The sequence below is a fragment of the Streptomyces sp. 7R007 genome (genome assembly GCF_054850255.1).
The window spans coordinates 21,362-38,322 of record NZ_JBTWMV010000012.1; the positions used below are offsets into that span (position 1 = coordinate 21,362).

The window sequence follows — 16,961 nt, forward strand, 5'->3', positions numbered from 1 at the left end:
GCTGCCTGACGCGATGTCGTACCCGCCTGCAAGACTGAGACCCATGCGCATCGTGGTTCTGGCAGGCGGCATCGGCGGTGCCCGTTTCCTGCGCGGTCTGAAGCGGGCCGTGCCGGACGCGGAGATCACCGTCATCGGCAACACCGGGGACGACATCCACCTCTTCGGGCTGAAGGTCTGCCCGGACCTCGACACGGTGATGTACACCCTCGGCGGCGGCATCAACGAGGAGCAGGGCTGGGGCCGGGCCGACGAGACCTTCCACCTCAAGGAGGAGCTCGCGGCGTACGGCGTGGGCCCCGAGTGGTTCGGGCTCGGCGACCGGGACTTCGCCACGCACATCGTGCGGACCCAGATGCTCGGCGCCGGATATCCGCTGAGCGCGGTGACCGAGGCGCTGTGCGACCGGTGGAAGCCGGGCGTCCGGCTGATCCCCATGACCGACGACCGCGTCGAGACGCACGTGGCGATCGAGGCCGACGGCGAGCGCAAGGCGGTCCACTTCCAGGAGTACTGGGTGCGGCTGCGGGCCTCGGTGCCGGCCGAGGCGGTCGTGCCGGTCGGCGCGGAGCAGGCGAAGCCGGCACCGGGGGTGCTGGAGGCGATCGCGGAGGCGGACGTCGTCCTCTTCCCGCCGTCCAACCCGGTCGTGTCCGTGGGCACCATCCTCGCCGTGCCGGGCATCCGCGAGGCGATCGCCGAGGCCGGCGTGCCGGTGGTGGGCCTGTCCCCCATCGTCGGGGACGCGCCCGTGCGGGGCATGGCCGACAAGGTGCTCGCGGCGGTCGGCGTGGAGTCGAGCGCCGCGGCGGTGGCCGAGCACTACGGCTCGGGACTGCTGGACGGCTGGCTCGTCGACACGGTGGACGCCGGCGCCGTGGAGCGGGTGGAGGCGGCCGGCATCCGGTGCCGGGCGGTGCCGCTGATGATGACCGACCTCGACGCCACCGCGCAGATGGCCCGCGAGGCGCTCGCGCTGGCGGAGGAGGTGCGGGGCGCGTGAGCGGCGAGGACACGGGGGCGGCGGGCCGGGCGGACGGTCCCGGGTACCGGGTCTGGGCCGTCGACGGGATTCCCGAGGTGCAGCGGGGGGACGACCTCGCCAAGCTGATCGCCGACGCCGAGCCGGGGCTCGTCGACGGGGACGTGCTGCTCGTCACCTCGAAGATCGTCTCCAAGGCGGAGGGGCGGATCGTCGCGGCCGTCGACCGGGAGGCCGCCATCGACGCCGAGACCGTGCGCGTGGTGGCGCGGCGCGGGACGCTGCGGATCGTCGAGAACCGCCAGGGGCTGGTCATGGCCGCCGCCGGCGTCGACGCGTCCAACACCCCGTCGGGGACGGTGCTGTTGCTGCCCGAGGACCCGGACGCCTCGGCGCGCGCGATCCGGGACGGGCTGCGCGACGCCCTCGGTGTCGACGTCGGCGTCGTCGTCACCGACACCTTCGGGCGCCCCTGGCGCTCGGGGCTCACCGACGTCGCGATCGGCGCCGCCGGCGTGCGGGTGCTGGACGATCTGCGCGGCGGCACGGACGCGTACGGCAATGCGCTGAGCGCGACGGTCGTGGCCACGGCCGACGAGCTGGCCGCCGCCGGCGACCTGGTCAAGGGCAAGGCGGCCGGGAGGCCGGTCGCAGTCGTGCGCGGGCTGGCGCACCTGGTGGCCGACGAGCACGGGGAGGGGGCACGGGCCATGGTGCGCGGGGCACGCGACGACATGTTCCGGCTCGGGACGTCGGAGGCGGTACGGGAGGCGGTGGCCCAGCGCCGTACGGTACGGGCGTTCACCGACGAGCCCGTCGACCCCGGGGCCGTGCGGCGGGCGGTGGCGCTCGCGGTCACCGCGCCGGCGCCGCATCACACGACGCCGTGGCGGTTCGTGCTGCTGGAGTCGGCCGAGGCGCGCAGCCGGCTGCTGGACGCGATGCGGGAGGCGTGGATCGCGGATCTGCGGCGGGACGGCAAGAGCGAGGAGTCCATCGCCAGGCGGGTGCGGCGGGGGGACGTCCTGCGCAACGCGCCGTATCTGGTGGTGCCGTGTCTCGTCATGGACGGGTCGCACACGTACGGCGACCCGCGGCGGGACGGGGCCGAGCGGGAGATGTTCGTCGTCGCCGCCGGGGCCGGGGTGCAGAACTTCCTGGTCGCGCTGGCCGGGGAGCGCCTGGGCTCGGCGTGGGTGTCGTCGACGATGTTCTGCCGGGACGTGGTGCGCGAGGTGCTGGGGCTGCCGCAGGACTGGGATCCGATGGGGGCCGTGGCGGTCGGGCATCCGGCGGAGGAGCCGCGGCCCCGGCCGGACCGGGACGCGGACGCTTTCGTCGAGGTGCGGTGACGGGCGTGCTTCTGCGCCTACCCTCGTGAGGACACCCAGGGACCTCAAGGACGTCTTTCGTGGCAGGACGGTTTTCTCCGCGGCCCACTCGCACGACCGTGCGGGGCGGGCATGTCGCCGTGCCCGCGGGGATACCCCGGCAGGCCGCGGCGCCCGCGCGCGTGCGGACCGTCGTGCCGGAGGGGCCGCTCGATCTCGGGCTGGTGCTGGGGCCGCTGCGCCGCGGACCCGGCGATCCGACGTTCCGGGCCATGCCCGACGGGTCCGTGTGGCGGGCGAGCCTGACCCCCTGCGGGCCCGGGACCCTGCGGGTCTGCGCCGGCGGGGGTGCCGTCCGGGGTGAGGCCTGGGGGCCCGGGGCCGAGTGGCTGCTGGAGCAGTTGCCGCAGCTGCTGGGGGCGGCCGACGAACCGGAGGCGTTCGTGCCCCGGCACCGGGTGGTGGCCTCGGCGTGGCACCGCCGGCCGGGGTTGCGGCTGACGCGGACCGGGCTGGTGCTGGAGTCGTTGATCCCGTCGGTGCTGGAGCAGAAGGTCACCACCGACGAGGCGTACCGGGCGTGGCGCCTGCTGGTGCGCAAGTTCGGTGAACCGGCGCCGGGGCCCGCGGCCGGCGGGCGGCTGTGGGTGATGCCGGCGCCCCGGACCTGGGCGCTCGTTCCCTCCTGGGAGTGGCACCGGGCCGGCGTCGACAACAAACGGGCCGCCACGATCCTGCGGGCCGTCCGGGTGGCCGGGCGGCTGGAGGAGGCCGTGGGCATGTCACCGGAGAAGGCGCAGGCCCGTCTGGAGGTGGTGCCCGGCATCGGGCCCTGGACCTCCGCCGAGGTGGTCCAGCGCAGTCACGGCGCCGCGGACGCGGTGACCGTCGGGGACCTGCATCTGCCCGGCATCGTGGGCTGGGCGCTGGCCGGGGACCGGGACGCGGACGACGCCGCCATGCTGAAGCTGCTGGAGCCGTACGCGGGCCAGCGGCACCGGGCGGCCCGGTTCATCCTGCTCAGCGGCCACACACCGGCGAGACGGGCACCGAAGATGCCCCGCTTCGACATCGGCCGCCTCTGAACCCGGCCCATCCGGCGTCAAACCCGTTCCGGCCCGTCCGGCGTTCGAGGACGAGGCCGAAGGCCGACGGGGGCTTGGGGGCACAGCCCCCGGAGACGCGCACCCCACCACACCAGAGACGCACACCCCCACCGCCCCGCACCCGCCTACTGGTCCGAGGAGAACCGCACCGCCCCCGCCGGAATCCGCGCATCGCACCACACCCGCACGCCGTCCCGCAGTTCGTTGTCCGCACCGATGACCGCGCCGTCCCCAATGACCGTGCCGGTGAGGATCGACCGCTCCCCCACCCGGGCCCGCGTCCCGATGAGGGAGTCGGTGACGACGGCGCCGGGCTCGATGACGGCGCCCGGCAGGATCGTGGAGCCGGAGACCCGCGCGCCCTCGGCGACGAACGCGCCCTCGCCGACCACCGTGCCGTCCGTCAGCTTGGCGTCGGGGGCGACCGTGGCCGTGGGCAGGACGAGCCGGTCGCCGCAGCGGCCGGGGACCGCCGGGGAGGGGGCGCGGCCGAGGACGAGGTCCGCCGAACCCCGTACGAAGGCCGCCGGTGTGCCCAGGTCGAGCCAGTACGTCGAGTCGACCATGCCCTGGAGGTGGGCGCCGGCCGACAGCAGGCCGGGGAAGGTCTCGCGCTCGACGGAGACCGGACGGCCCGCCGGGATGGTGTCGATGAGGGAGCGGCGGAAGACGTACGCCCCCGCGTTGATCTGGTCGGTGACGATCTCCTCGGGCGTCTGGGGCTTCTCCAGGAACGCCAGCACCCGGCCCGTGTCGTCCGTGGGGACCAGGCCGTAGGCGCGGGGGTCGGTCACCTTCGTCAGGTGCAGGGTGACGTCGGCGCCCGTCGTCTCGTGGGTGCGCACCAGCCTGCGGATGTCGAGGCCGGTGAGGATGTCGCCGTTGAAGACCAGGACCGGGTCGTCGGGGGCGGAGTGCAGGCGGGCGGCGACGTTGCGGATCGCGCCGCCGGTGCCGAGGGGCTCCTCCTCGGTCACGTACTCGATGTGCAGGCCGAGCGACGAGCCGTCGCCGAAGTACGGTTCGAAGACGTCGGCGAGGTAGGAGGTGGCCAGCACGATGTGCTCGACGCCCGCCGCTCTCGCTCTCGCCAGCTGGTGGGTGAGGAAGGGGACCCCGGCGGCGCGGACCATGGGCTTGGGCGTGCGCACGGTGAGCGGGCGCAGCCGCGTGCCCTTGCCGCCGACCAGGAGGATCGCTTCTGTCACCTGTCGTCTCCGCTTCCTGCCGGGACCGGCCGAACTGTCTTTCGGCCGGTCAGTGTATGCAGAACGTGTGTACAGATGGTTGCGCGACGCCTTCGACGCCCCGGTGACGGGCGGTGGTTCCGCCGGCCGGCCCTATCGGCCCTGGTAGCGGGCCGCGGTCGAGCGGGCCGTGCCGAGTTTGCGGTAGAGCTGCCAGCCCGGGCACTCCGTGGAGTAGCCGTCGCGGTGGCCCGAGATGACGTTCAGTCGTACGTTCCTGCCCTTGCGGTAGAGATTGCCACCGCCGGACTTCAGATATGTCTTGCCGCGGGGGTTGCCGCCCCACAGGCCGAGCTTCCAGGCCGTGAGCCGGGCGATGGCCTTGAGGGCTGCGGCGGGCGGCTTGTGGGAGCCGAAGCTGCCGAGGACCGCGATCCCCATGCTGTTGGTGTTGAACCCGAGCGTGTGGGCGCCGAGGACCGGCTTGGCGACCCCTCCGGCCCGGCCCTCGTAGATGTTTCCGCACTTGTCGACGAGGAAGTTGTAGCCGATGTCGCGCCAGCCCATGCTCTTGACGTGGTAGCGGTAGATACCGCGGATGACGGAGTCGGCCTGCGAGCACTTGTACCCGTTGCCGGAGGCCGTGTGGTGCACGAAGGCCGCCTTCACCTTCTTCGTGTAGACGAACCCCTTCTCGCGCAGCTTCTCGTTGGCGCCCCAGCCGCGCCGGGTGATGATCCGCGGGCGCGGCCCGATGTACGGCTTGATCCGCTGAGTCTTCGTCAGCTCACCGCTTCCCAGGGTCCGCAGTTCCCGCACGGTGGCCGCCCGGTCGAGGGCGGGGATCTCGGTGGCGCCGAGCGGGGCGAGGTCGGCGTTGGCGGCGGACGCGGCGAGCGCCTCGGCCGACTCCGTGCCCTTGGGCACGCCGGCCTGGATGCCGTGCAGCGCGGGCGGCAGGGCCTCGCGGGTGCGGGGGTCGGCGCCGGGGTCGACGAGTTCGAGGCGCAGGCCGGTGGGGAGCGCGGGAGCGGAGGTGACGGTACGGGGGCCACGGGCGGTGTCCTCCGTACGGCGCTCCGCCGCGGCCCGCACCCGCACCTCCACGCCGTCCGAGTCGCCCACCCACAGCGGTGCGGTGGAGCCGCGCACATGCCCCGGCACGCGCTCGGCGGCGCCCGGGTCGGGCGCGTCGTCGTTGTGCGTCTCCACGTCCTGCCAGCCGGACCAGGCACCGGTGGCGGCGGCGCGGGTGCGGACCTGGACGCGGCCCTCCAGCGCGGTGTCCGGGTCGTCCCAGACGACGCCGACCAGGGAGAAGTGCCGTACGTCGCGGCGGGCGAGGCCCTGTTCGGGGGCGCCGGGGGCCGCGGAGCTGCCGCGGGAGCGGGCGAGCGGGGCGAGGGGCAGGGACTGGGTGCTGCCGGGGACGCCGTCCGGCTGAGCCTGCGTCAGCACGGGTCCCGCACCGCTCGACGCCGCCGGCGCGATCGTCACCGCGGCGGCGGGCGAAGTCGACGGAAGGGCGAGGGCGGCCGCACAGGTGACGCCGATCGAGGAAGCAAGGAATCCACGCATGCTTCGGATACTGGACATAGTCATACATACATGTCCATCCGAGAACTGACGGTCCGTCGGCTCCCGTTCCGCCGAACCGGTGGCCCCGCGCCGGGGTGCGCGGCGCCGCGCCGCGTACGCTGTCCCGGGTGAACGCCAGTGATCGCACCCCTGCCGACCTGCTGACTTCCGCGCTCGCCGCGGACCCCGGACGCCCCTTGGTGACGTTCTACGACGACGCCACCGGCGAGCGCGTCGAACTGTCCGTGGCGACCTTCGCCAATTGGGTGGCCAAGACCGCGAACCTCCTCCAGGGCGACCTGGCGGCCGCGCCGGGCGACCGGGTGGCCCTGCTGCTGCCCGCGCACTGGCAGACGGCGGTGTGGCTGCTGGCGTGTTCGTCGGTGGGGGTCGTGGCCGACGTGGGCGGGGATGCGGGGGCCGCGGACGTCGTGGTGAGCGGGCCGGACACGCTGGAGGCGGCGCGGGCCTGCCGCGGTGAGCGGGTCGCGCTCGCGCTCCGGCCGCTCGGCGGGCGGTTCCCGCAGGCTCCCGAGGGGTTCGTCGACTACGCCGTGGAGGTGCCCGGGCAGGGCGACCGGTTCGTGCCGTTCTCGCCGGTGGACCCCGAGGAGGCCGCGCTGATCGTGGCCGGGCGGGAGTTCAGCGGCGCGGAGGTCGTGGAGCGGGCCCGGGCGGAGGCGGCGGGACTGGGGCTGACGGGGCCCGGATGCCGCATCCTGTCGGGGCTGCCGTACGACACGTGGGACGGGCTGAACGCGGGGCTGTACGGGCCGCTCGCCACCGGGGGGTCGGTGGTGCTGTGCCGGAACCTCGCGGAGGGGGAGGTCCTGGACAGGCGGATCGAGAGTGAGCGGGTGACCGTCGTACGGCGGTGAGCGGGGGCTCACCCGTTTGGATCAGCCCGGCCCGCCATCCCGCGCCCTTCCCGTCATGGTCGTAAGCAGCACCTGTTCGTACAGCAGCACCTGTTCGTACGCCATGAGGGGTGGGTCGGCACGTGGACGGCAGCGGCGCCTCCGCCAGCGGCGTGGGGCTCAGGCGACGGCGCCGGCGCAGGTGGGTGCGCGGCGGCGGCACCGCCGTGGCCCTCGTCGTCCTGGGAGCCGTCGGCGCCGGCGCGGCCGCCTACGTGAAGCTGAGCGGGAACATCACCGCCGACGACGCGGCCGCCGCCGAACTGGCCCGGTACGAGAAGCAGCGGCCCACCTCGCTCGTCAAGGACGCGCAGAACATCCTGCTCATCGGGTCGGACTCGCGGGCGGGGGACGGCAACGCCCGCTACGGGCGGGACTCGGGCACCGAGCGGTCGGACACCACGATCCTGCTGCACCTGTCGGCCGGGCGGCACAGCGCCACGGCCGTGTCCCTGCCCCGCGACCTGATGGTGGACGTGCCCGACTGCCGGCGCCCGGACGGCAGCCGCAGCGAGCCGGTGTTCACCATGTTCAACCACGCCTTCCAGATCGGCGGTTCCGCCTGCACCATCCGGACCGTCGAGAAGCTCACGGACGTCCGCGTCGACCATCACGTCGTCGTGGACTTCCACGGGTTCAAGGAGATGGTCGACGCGGTCGACGGGGTGCGGATCTGCCTGCGCGAGCCCGTCCACGACAAGGCCGCCAAGCTGGACCTGCCCGCGGGGCGCGTGACGCTCGACGGCGAGCAGGCGCTCGGTTACGTACGGGCCCGCAAGTCCCTCGGGGACGGCAGCGACACCGACCGGATGGACCGCCAGCAGCGGTTCCTGGGGGCGCTCGTCAACAAGGTGCGGAGCAACGACGTACTGCTGAATCCGGTGAAGCTGTATCCGGTGCTGGACGCCGCCACTTCCTCCCTCACCACCGACCCGGATCTGGCGAATCTGCGCGGCCTGTACGAACTCGTGCGCGGAATGCGCGACATCCCCACCGAACGGGTGCAATTCCTGACCGTTCCACGGGAGTCGTACGTCTACGACTCCAATCGCGACCAACTGGTGGAACCGGCGGCGCAGAAACTCTTCGAACGGCTGCGCAGGGACGCCCCGGTGACGGTGACGGCGGCCGACGAATCCGTGCCGGCCGACGACGCTTCCGCGGCGCCCGCCTTCCGCGGCAATACGGCCGCGGAGGATCGATGTTAGGTAAATCACTCGCCAAAACACCGTACTGATGTCCGAGAAAAAGGGGCGAATTGACCAGTGTTGGGCGTCAAATTTGCCGGCGATGGCACCTGGCACTGAACTGTCCGGATAGTGTGAGCCGTCCGGTGCCCTCGGCCGTACCTAGGCTTGAGCACTGTGAGACCGAGACCCGAGCGCCTTGAAGGGGGGAAGGCGCCGCGCCCCGACGGAGGATTCGGACGACCGTGGACGCGACAGGCCGTGGGCGGGCGGAGGACATCGACCCCGCCGACCAGTGGGTGCTCAATCCGAACACCGGCGAATACGAACTGCGACTGACTCCTTCCGCACCGCAGTCGGCGGTCCCCGGCCCCCGCAGAGCCGCCTCCCGCACGGCGGGCGGCACTGCCGGCGCGGTGCGCAGCCGCACGGCCGCGCCGGACCGGCTCACCCCCGACACCGTGCCCTCCCCGCGCAGGCGCCGCGGCGCGCCCGAGGAGCCGCTGCCGGGGCGGCGCGGGCGCCGGCCGGTGAAGAAGAAGGGCAAGGCGAAGAAGGTCCTGCTGTGGACCGGCGGGACGATGGCCTTCGTGCTGGTGGCCGCCGCGGGCGGTGCCTACCTGTACATCAAGCACCTCAACGACAACATCCAGTCCGTCTCCGACGACGGCGCGAGCACCGGTGGCTTCAACAAGGGCAAGGCGATCAACATCCTGCTGATCGGCACCGACAAGCGCACCGGCAAGGGCAACACGAAGTACGGCGACGCCGGCAGCGTCGGCCACGCGGACACCACGATCCTGCTGCACGTCTCCAAGGACCGCTCCAACGCCACCGCGCTGAGCATCCCGCGTGACCTGATCACCGACGTCCCGGACTGCCCGACCACGCAGAAGGACGGCTCCACCAAGGTCATCGCGGGCACGGAGAACGTCCGCTTCAACACCAGCCTCGGCCAGGACGACCGTACGCCCAGCTGCACCATGCGCACCGTCACCGAGCTGACCGGGATCACGCCGGACGACTTCATCGTCGCCGACTTCAACGCGGTCAAGACGCTGACCACGGCGGTGGGCGGCGTCGACGTGTGTCTCGGCAAGGACATCAACGACCCCGACTCGCACCTGAACCTGAAGAAGGGCATGCAGCACATCGAGGGCGAGACCGCGCTCGCCTTCGTGCGCACCCGGCACGCGGTCGGCTTCGGCGGCGACCTGAGCCGGATCACGCTGCAGCAGCAGTTCCTCAGCGCACTCATGCGCAAGCTGAAGTCGAACTCGACGCTGACCAACCCGGCGAAGATGGTGAAGGTCGCCGAGGCGGCCACCAAGGCGCTCACGGTCGACGACAACCTCGACAGCATCGGCAAGCTGAAGGACCTCGGGCTGGAGCTGGGCAAGCTCAACCCGAAGAACCTCACGTTCACCACCGTGCCGGTGGTCGACAACCCGGCCGAGAAGGTGAAGGCGACCGTCGTCCTGAACGAGTCGACGGCGCCCCAGGTCTTCGACATGATCAAGAACGACGTGTCGTTCACCGCGGTCAAGAAGCAGAAGCAGAAGGAGGCGGCCGCCGTCGCCGCCCGCCTCAAGGGCACCAAGTCCGCCGCCTCGGAAGTGCGGGTGCGCATCCTCAACGGCGGCGCGGACGCCGGCAGCGCCCAGGCCGAGCTGAACTACCTGCAGAACGACGAGGGCGTGCTGAAGTCGGAGAACGCCGGCAACGCGGACGCCGCGCAGGCGAAGACGACGCTGGAGTACGCGCCCGACCAGGCCGACCAGGCCCGCCGGCTGGCGGACATCCTGGGCCTGTCCGGCTCGCAGATGAAGCCGGGCAAGAGCGTCACCAACTCGCAGGGCCTGCCCACCATGACCCTGACCCTGGGCAAGGACTTCAAGGGGGCCGGGGTCAAGTTCAACTCGTCCTCGGGGTCCGCCCCAGCGGGGGTGCAGAAGTCGACGGCCGACAAGGTCGAGTGCGCCAAGTAGTGACCTGAGGGGCCCGTCCCGCGTCTAACAGGACGCGGGCGGCCCGTTTTTCACGCCTGTCCCGCGTCCAACGTTTCATGGTCGTCGTGCGTCCAACAGGGGGGCAGGGCGCATCTGCTTCGTGGTGTGAGGGTGGGGAGGACGGGGAGTGGCGCACAGCAGTCTGGAAGGGGTACGGCCCCGGGGGGCCGACGAGGGGGCCGATCGTCCGGAGGGCGGCAGACACGGCGGCCGGCGGCCGCCGCGGCGGCGGGGGCGCCGGGTGCTGCGCTGGTCGGCGACCGTGCTGTCGGTGCTGATACTGGGCACCGCCGGCGCGGGCTACCTCTACTACCAGCACCTCAACGACAACATCCACAAGGGCGAGCGCAGCAGCGGCGACGCCAAGGCGCGCAAGAGCTCGCCGAACGCGGCCGGGCAGACCCCGCTGAACATCCTGCTGATCGGCTCCGACAGCCGTAACTCCGACGAGAACGTCAAGCTGGGCGGCGCAAAGTACGACCGCGGCAGCGCGCCCCGGGGCGACGTGCAGATGCTCATCCACCTGTCCGCGGACCGCAAGAGCGCCGCGATGGTCAGCATCCCGCGCGACACCCGGGTCGACATCCCCGAGTGCACCGACCCCGACACCGGGAAGACCTACCCGGCGACCAACACCATCATCAACGAGTCGCTGGCCCGCGGCGGCGCCGGCTGCACCCTGGCCACCTGGGAGAAGCTCACCGGCGTCTACATCGACCACTGGATGACGATCGACTTCGCGGGCGTGGTGCAGATGGCCGACGCGATCGGCGGCGTCGAGGTCTGCGTCAACCAGAACGTGTGGGACCACCCGACGGCCGCGGTGCCCGGCGGCTCCGGCCTGAAGCTGACCGCGGGCACGCACAAGGTCGAGGGCGAGCAGGCCCTGCAGTGGCTGCGCACCCGGCACGCCTGGGGCAGCGACCTGATGCGGGCCAGGGCCCAGCACATGTACCTCAACTCGATGATCCGGACGCTGAAGAAGCAGAACGTCTTCACCGACACCCCGCGGCTGATGGACCTGGCCGAGGCGGCCACCAAGTCGCTGACGGTCTCCGAGGAGATCGGCACCGTCAAGAAGCTCTACGACCTGGGCATGCAGCTCAAGGCGGTGCCCACGGACCGGGTCACCAGCATCACCATGCCCAACGTCGAGGACCCGCAGAACAAGGACCACGTCGTGCCGGACGGCGCCAACGCGGAGAAGGTCTGGGGGATGCTCCGCGACGACGTGTCCTTCGACAAGAACGGCAAGCAGGGCGCGGGGAAGAAGAAGACCACGAGCACCCCGGCCCGGGCGCCCTCCGTCGACGCGGGCGCGCTCGGCGTGCTGGTGCAGAACGCCACCCGCACCTCCACCGAGGCCGCGACCCCGCACCGGGCCGGCGCGGTGAGCGAGCTCCTCGTCGAGAAGGGCTACTCCAGGGCCGTGCCCGACGGCAGCGCCACGCTGTCCGAGGACAAGACGGTCGTACGGTATCCGAGCGCCGATCTGGAAGGGGACGCGCAGGCCGTCGCCAAGGCACTGGGCATTCCGCCGAGTGCCGTGAAGCGGTCCACGGACGTCTCCGGGGTCACGGTCGTCGTGGGATCCGACTGGCGCACCGGGACGACGTACCCGAAGCAGTCCGTGCCGTCGGCCGGGGACCTGCCCGCGGGCTCCGACGCCATCAACGGCTCGGACACCGGCCAGTGCATGGACGTGTACGCCCCCTACCGCTGGTAGCGGACCCCGGTTGACCTGGGCGAAACAGTCCCACAGCAAACTCTTATACGGTTCTTAACGAGCTGCCCGATGATGAGGCTCGCTCAGGTCCGAGGAGTCGTTCCCGACCCTGCGGACGCGGTAACGGCGGGGGCAGGGTGGGGAGGCGTGAAGGTGGCGCAGATCAGTGTGCCCGGAGAGGTGCCGGCGGTCGAGGAGACGATGCCGCTGACGCCGCAGCGGGGGCCGGGGAGCGGCGGCGGGCGGGGCGGACGCGGTCCGGACGAGCGCAGACGCCGCAGACGGCGGGCCCTGCGCTGGACGGCGCTGGTGCTGGCGGTGCTGATACTCGGGACCGCCGGCGCGGGCTACCTGTACTACCGGCACCTTAACGGCAACCTCAAGAAGGACGACCTCAACATCGGGGACGCCAAGGACCGGGCCGCGGCGTCGAAGGCGAACGCGGCCGGGCAGACCCCGCTGAACATCCTGCTGATCGGCTCCGACGCGCGCGACTCCGAGGAGAACCAGAAGCTCGGCGGCGCGAAGAGCACCTACAACACCGCCCCGCGCGCGGACGTCCAGATGCTGGTGCACGTGTCCGCGGACCGGACCAACATGTCGGTCGTCAGCATGCCGCGCGACACCCTGGTCGACATCCCCGCGTGCACGGACCCCGACACCGGCAAGAAGTACGCAGCCTCCACCTCCACCATGACCAACGCCTCGCTGGAGCGCGGCGGCCCCGGCTGCACGGTGGCGACCTGGGAGAAGCTCACCGACATCCACATCGACCACTTCATGATGGTCGACTTCTCCGGGGTGGTGTCCATGGCGGACGCCATCGGCGGCGTCCCGGTGTGCGTGGACGCCAACATCTACTCGCACACCTCCTCCGGCCACGGCTCGGGCCTGAAGCTGAAGAAGGGCACCACGTCCGTCAAGGGCAAGCAGGCGCTGCAGTGGCTGCGCACGCGCTACGGCTTCGAGGACGGCAGCGACATCGCGCGCACCAAGGCCCAGCACATGTACATGAACTCGATGGTCCGCCAGCTGCGCGCCAACGCCACGCTCTCCAACCCCGACAAGATGCTGAAGCTGGCCGAGACGGCCACCAAGGCGCTGACGGTGGACGACGGCCTGGGCACCGTGACCAAGCTCTACGACCTGAGCAAGCAGCTGAAGAAGGTCCCCACCAAGCGCATCACCATGACGACGATGCCGTGGGTGTACTCCTCCGACGGCAACCGGGTGCTGCCCAAGCCCACCGACGCGGCGAAGCTGTTCCGGCTGGTGCGCGAGGACATCGCGCTGGACGGCAAGGACAAGAAGAAGAAGTCCGCGTCGGCCACCGCCTCCGCGGACCCGGCCGCCGCCGACGACCAGATCGCCGTGCAGGTGCAGAACGGCACCAGGAGCAGCTCGCAGCTCGCCGTCACCGGCCGGGCCACCGCCGTCGCCAAGCTGCTCGTCGGCAAGGGCTTCACGCAGGCCGTCGCGGACGCCTCGACGATCCTGACCGAGGACACGACGGTCGTCCGCTACCCCAGCGCCGACCTCCAGGGCGACGCGAAGCGCGTGGCCAAGGCCCTCGGCATCCCCACCGCCCAGGTGGAGAAGTCGACGGACGTCAACGGCGTCACGCTGGTCGTCGGCGCGGACTGGCGCTCGGGGACGGCGTACCAGGCGGCGGACGACGACGACACGACCCCGGCCTCGGCGAACGCCCTGAACGGCGCCGACACCACGGCGTGCATGCACGTCGACCCGGACTACACCTGGTAGTCCGGGTCGCGCGGCGGCCGGCCGGTACTCAGCGCGAGCTGAGCACCGCCGGGCGCCGGGAGGCGATGACCCGCCTGGCGAGGGACTTCGGGCTGGTCAGGAAGCCCCAGCCCCAGCACATGTGCATGGTGGCGAGGGCCACCGGGATCTGCAGCCGCGCCTTCAGCGGCAGCCCCTTGCCGGCCGGGATCGAGCCGAGGGCGATGGCCGCCAGGTAGCCGCCGGGAACCACGAAGCCCCACGGCGTCAGCAGCGCGCCCACCACGACGCCGGCCGCGATGGCGCACAGCGCCGTCGGCGGGGCGAGGTAGCGCAGGTTGATGGAGCCCTCGTGGTAGCGGGCGACGACGTGCCGCCAACGGCCGTAGTCCTTGTACTGCTTGGCCAGCGCCTTCACGCTCGGCCGCGGCCGGTACGACACCCGCAGCTCCGGCGAGAACCAGATCAGCCCGCCGGCCTCGCGGATGCGGAAGTTCAGCTCCCAGTCCTGGGCGCGGATGAACTCCTCGTTGTATCCGCCCTGTTGCTCCAGGGCCTCGCGGCGGAAGACGCCGAGGTAGACCGTCTCGGCGGGCCCCGCCTCGCCGCCGGTGTGGAAGGCGGCGTTGCCCACGCCGATCTTCGAGGTCATCGCCGCCGCGACGGCGTGCTCCCAGTCGTTCTCGCCCTCGGCGTGCATGATGCCGCCGACGTTCATCGCGCCGGTCTCCTCCAGCAGCCGTACGGCGGTGGCGATGTAGTTCGGCGAGAGCATGCCGTGGCCGTCGACGCGGACGACGATGGGATGGCGGGAGGCCTTGATCGCCGCGTTGAGGGCGGCGGGGGTGCGGCCGGTCGGGTTCGGGACGGTGTGTACGCGCGGGTCTTCCCGGACGAGCTCGGCGGCGATCTCGTCCGTGCGGTCCGTGGACGGACCGAGGGCGATCACGACCTCCATCTCGCCGGCGTACTCCTGCGCGAGGATCGCTTGGACGGCTCCGCGCAGATGCCGCTCCTCGTCGAGGACGGGCATGATCACAGAAACGGCGGGAGGCCGCACGTCGGGGTTGGCGTTCATCGCCCGTTACGTTACCGCGAACGGGGGACACGGTTGCGCGCCGCCGAGGGCGGTAGATCGTATCGACCTACGGTGCTCACGGATCCCACGTACGGCCGTCGCCCGGAGGTGTCCCCTTGCCCACGCCGCCTCGGTCCGCCGCACCCGCCCGTCCGCAGCGCCGCACCCAGCCGCCCCGCACCCCGCAGCAGCGCGGCCCCCGGCCCCCCGTCCGGCCGAAACGGCCGCGCTGGGCCATGCGGGCGGTGACGACGCTGTCCGTCGTCGTCCTCGCCTCGGCCGGCATCGGGCACGCGGTGGTCACCAGCCTCGACGCGGACATCGCCCGGGTCGACCCCTTCAAGGACATGAAGAACCGCCCCCGCGCGGGCCACGGCACGAACGTCCTGCTGGTCGGCACGGACGGCCGCGACCAGATCACCGAGCAGGAGCGGCACCGCTTCCACCTGGGCGGGGCGCCCTGCCACTGCACCGACACGATCATGATCGTGCACATCTCGGAGGACCGGGAGCGGGCCAGCGTGGTCAGCCTGCCGCGCGACTCCTACGCCGAGGTGCCGAACGCCGACGGCAAGGGCACCCACCCGGTCAAGCTCAACGCGGCGTACGCGGAGGGCGGCCCCCACCTGACCGTGCGCACGGTCGAGAACATGACCCACGTGAAGATCGACCACTACCTGGAGGTCGACTTCACCAGCTTCATGAAGACGGTCGACGTGCTGGGCGGGGTGAGGATCTGCACCGCCGCGCCCCTGAAGGACACCTACACCGGCCTGGACCTGCCCGCCGGCACCCACACCCTGATGGGCGGCCAGGCCCTGCAGTACGTCCGCGCCCGCCACGTCGACGGCGCCTCCGACCTGGGTCGCATGAAACGCCAGCAGCGCTTCCTGGCCGCCCTCGTCGAGCGGGCCACCTCCTCCGGCATCCTGCTCAACCCGATGAAGTTCCGGGACGTGACCCGGGCCGTGCTGGGCTCGGTCCGGGCCGACAAGGGCTTCGGCACCGACGAGCTGCTGGACCTCGGCCGGGCGATGCGGAACTTCTCCCCCTCCTCCTCGGAGTTCACCACCGTCCCCATCGGCCGGATGGGCTTCATGGTCAAGGGCGTCGGCTCGACCCTGAAGTGGGACACCGCCCGGGCCGACCGCCTCTTCGCCAATCTGCGCGACGACAGGCCGCTCACCGTGCACCGGCCGCGCCCCAAGGCGGTCACGGTGGAGGTGCCCCCGCAGCAGATCCGCGTCCAGGTGGAGAACGGCACGGCGATGGCGGGCCTGGGCCGGCGGGTGGACGCGGCGCTGGCGGCCACGGGCTTCCAGACCACCCGGCAGCCGGCGAACGCCCCCGACCGCTCCGTGCAGCGCACGGTCGTCGCCTACGACCCCCGCTGGGACCGCTCCGCCCGCTCGCTCGCCGCCGCCCTGCCCGGCAGCGAGCTGCGGCCGGTGAAGGGGCTGGGGCCGACGCTGAAGGTGATCGCGGGCGCCGACTTCCGGGACGTGCGCAAGGTGCGGGCGGAGGAGCCGCCGAACCAGTCGGCCGTGGTGACGGGCGACCAGGTGCTGTGCTCGTGACGGGTCGCTCGTGACGTACCGCTCGTGACGTGCGAATGACCCCGAGCCGCGAGATGTGTGGGTATTCGGTGCGGATTGTTGGCGTCCGTCCGATGGCGCCCGGTGCCGGGCGGGCGTAGGACGGAGGGGCACGGGGCCTGTCCCGGGCCCCTGACCTTCCCCTGGAGGAGCCATGACCCAGACCGGACCCGCGAGCGCCATGAGCAAGCAGATGCAGGACTGCGTCGAGGCCTGCATGTCCTGCCACAGCATGTGCGAGGAGACCATGAGCTCCTGCATGCAGATGGGCGGTCAGGCCCAGATGCAGATCATGCGCGCGCTCATCGACTGCTCCGAGATGACCCGCATGTGCGCCGACATGATGATGCGCCGCTCGCCGATGGCGGCCGAGATGTGCGCGCTGTGCGCCAGGGCCTGCGACATGTGCGCCGAGGCGTGTATGTCCATGCCGGACGACGCGCAGATGATGCGCTGCGCGGAGGCGTGTCGCCGCTGTGCGGAGACCTGCCGGGCGATGGCGGGCGCCACCATGTGACGAGC

The 16,961-nt window shown here is 72.0% G+C and carries 13 protein-coding genes; 10 read left to right on the forward strand and 3 right to left on the reverse strand.

The window, feature by feature from the left end; translation table 11 throughout:
* Nucleotides 1-43: 43 nt before the first annotated feature.
* The 3 genes from cofD to ACYF6T_RS17710 are packed head-to-tail and all read left to right on the forward strand — an operon-like array spanning nucleotide 44 to nucleotide 3,398.
* Nucleotides 44-1,003, forward strand: a complete 960-nt coding sequence (cofD, locus tag ACYF6T_RS17700) for a 2-phospho-L-lactate transferase (protein ID WP_461697511.1) — start codon at nucleotides 44-46, stop codon at nucleotides 1,001-1,003.
* Nucleotides 1,000-2,334, forward strand: coding sequence for a coenzyme F420-0:L-glutamate ligase (locus tag ACYF6T_RS17705; protein WP_461697512.1), 1,335 nt, complete (start codon nucleotides 1,000-1,002; stop codon nucleotides 2,332-2,334). The genes cofD and ACYF6T_RS17705 overlap by 4 nt, the downstream gene beginning before the upstream one ends.
* A 59-nt stretch (nucleotides 2,335-2,393) precedes the next feature.
* Nucleotides 2,394-3,398 (forward strand): DNA-3-methyladenine glycosylase family protein, encoded by a 1,005-nt coding sequence (locus ACYF6T_RS17710; protein WP_461697514.1) that lies wholly within the window; start codon nucleotides 2,394-2,396, stop codon nucleotides 3,396-3,398.
* A 146-nt stretch (nucleotides 3,399-3,544) separates the two neighbouring features.
* On the opposite strand, the gene manB is transcribed toward ACYF6T_RS17710, so the two are convergent.
* Both manB and ACYF6T_RS17720 read right to left on the reverse strand, forming a co-directional pair.
* On the reverse strand, nucleotides 3,545-4,627 hold the full coding sequence (manB, locus tag ACYF6T_RS17715) for a mannose-1-phosphate guanylyltransferase (RefSeq protein ID WP_461697515.1): 1,083 nt from the start codon (nucleotides 4,625-4,627) through the stop codon (nucleotides 3,545-3,547).
* A gap of 132 nt (nucleotides 4,628-4,759) precedes the next feature.
* The gene (locus ACYF6T_RS17720) at nucleotides 4,760-6,184 is read right to left on the reverse strand and encodes a peptidoglycan recognition protein family protein (RefSeq protein ID WP_461697517.1); all 1,425 of its coding nucleotides are present in this window, start codon (nucleotides 6,182-6,184) and stop codon (nucleotides 4,760-4,762) included.
* 128 nt (nucleotides 6,185-6,312) lie between these two features.
* Here ACYF6T_RS17720 and ACYF6T_RS17725 point away from each other — a divergent pair, with 128 nt between their 5' ends.
* The 5 genes from ACYF6T_RS17725 (at nucleotide 6,313) to ACYF6T_RS17745 (ending at nucleotide 13,787) form a co-directional block, all read left to right on the forward strand.
* A complete protein-coding gene (locus ACYF6T_RS17725) occupies nucleotides 6,313-7,062 on the forward strand; it encodes a TIGR03089 family protein (protein ID WP_461697518.1) in 750 nt (249 codons plus the stop codon).
* 110 nt (nucleotides 7,063-7,172) lie between these two features.
* The gene (locus ACYF6T_RS17730; RefSeq protein WP_461697520.1) at nucleotides 7,173-8,309 is read left to right on the forward strand and encodes an LCP family protein; all 1,137 of its coding nucleotides are present in this window, start codon (nucleotides 7,173-7,175) and stop codon (nucleotides 8,307-8,309) included.
* A 224-nt stretch (nucleotides 8,310-8,533) separates the two neighbouring features.
* Nucleotides 8,534-10,276, forward strand: coding sequence for an LCP family protein (locus tag ACYF6T_RS17735; RefSeq protein ID WP_461697522.1), 1,743 nt, complete (start codon nucleotides 8,534-8,536; stop codon nucleotides 10,274-10,276).
* 148 nt (nucleotides 10,277-10,424) lie between these two features.
* Nucleotides 10,425-12,023 (forward strand): LCP family protein, encoded by a 1,599-nt coding sequence (locus ACYF6T_RS17740; protein ID WP_461697524.1) that lies wholly within the window; start codon nucleotides 10,425-10,427, stop codon nucleotides 12,021-12,023.
* A gap of 201 nt (nucleotides 12,024-12,224) precedes the next feature.
* The gene (locus ACYF6T_RS17745) at nucleotides 12,225-13,787 is read left to right on the forward strand and encodes an LCP family protein (protein ID WP_461697805.1); all 1,563 of its coding nucleotides are present in this window, start codon (nucleotides 12,225-12,227) and stop codon (nucleotides 13,785-13,787) included.
* 28 nt (nucleotides 13,788-13,815) lie between these two features.
* Here the strand turns inward: ACYF6T_RS17745 and ACYF6T_RS17750 are convergent, their stop codons facing one another.
* Nucleotides 13,816-14,844 (reverse strand): glycosyltransferase family 2 protein, encoded by a 1,029-nt coding sequence (locus ACYF6T_RS17750; protein ID WP_461697526.1) that lies wholly within the window; start codon nucleotides 14,842-14,844, stop codon nucleotides 13,816-13,818.
* Between the two features lie 116 nt (nucleotides 14,845-14,960).
* Between ACYF6T_RS17750 and ACYF6T_RS17755 the strand changes: the two genes are divergently transcribed.
* Entirely contained in the window at nucleotides 14,961-16,421 is a 1,461-nt protein-coding gene (locus ACYF6T_RS17755) for an LCP family protein (RefSeq protein WP_461697528.1), read from the forward strand.
* Between the two features lie 172 nt (nucleotides 16,422-16,593).
* A complete protein-coding gene (locus tag ACYF6T_RS17760; RefSeq protein ID WP_461697529.1) occupies nucleotides 16,594-16,956 on the forward strand; it encodes a four-helix bundle copper-binding protein in 363 nt (120 codons plus the stop codon).
* Nucleotides 16,957-16,961: the final 5 nt, after the last annotated feature.

Coding starts and splice junctions, on each gene's coding strand:
- ACYF6T_RS17745 (WP_461697805.1), top strand. CDS start 12,225: ATGCCGCTGACGCCGCAGCGGGGGCCGGGGAGCGGCGGCGGGCGGGGC.
- cofD (WP_461697511.1), top strand. CDS start 44: ATGCGCATCGTGGTTCTGGCAGGCGGCATCGGCGGTGCCCGTTTCCTG.
- ACYF6T_RS17760 (WP_461697529.1), top strand. CDS start 16,594: ATGACCCAGACCGGACCCGCGAGCGCCATGAGCAAGCAGATGCAGGAC.
- ACYF6T_RS17750 (WP_461697526.1), bottom strand. CDS start 14,844: ATGAACGCCAACCCCGACGTGCGGCCTCCCGCCGTTTCTGTGATCATG.
- ACYF6T_RS17720 (WP_461697517.1), bottom strand. CDS start 6,184: ATGCGTGGATTCCTTGCTTCCTCGATCGGCGTCACCTGTGCGGCCGCC.